At 48.4% G+C, this 382-nt stretch carries 1 protein-coding gene; it reads left to right on the top strand.

The features are described from left to right. The coding region (locus ACOV8S_RS31595; RefSeq protein ID WP_448321899.1) for a hypothetical protein at nucleotides 1-369 on the top strand (369 nt) is incomplete at its 5' end. Nucleotides 370-382: the final 13 nt, after the last annotated feature.

Genomic DNA, 382 nt, shown 5'->3' with positions numbered 1-382 from the left:
AGCTGGATGATCGGCTTCTCTCCCCAGCTCGTCACAGGTGTGTGGACAGGCTATGATACAGGGCGCACCATTGACTCGGTCGAAGAAACAGCCTATGCAAAAAAGATATGGGCATCTTTTATGGAATCAGCCCTCTCCAAACAGCCAGGCTCCTCCTTCATGCCGCCAGACGGCGTAAAAGGTGTGTATATCAATCCAACAACCGGCGATCTCGCAGGCCCAGGATGTGAATCAAAGGTATTCACCTATTTTATAGAAGGAACGGAGCCGACAGGTGTGTGCTACGGTGCTGAGGATAAATCATCTAAGCAAGGTCCAGTTCAAGATCAAAAGCCAAAGAAATGGTGGGAAAAGTGGCTGAAGCGTTAAAAAAAGACATGAA

It is taken from the genome of Streptomyces sp. CO7, from assembly GCF_053474865.1.
Note: the sequence above shows the minus strand (reverse complement) of the source record. Positions and strands in the feature narration are given on the sequence as shown.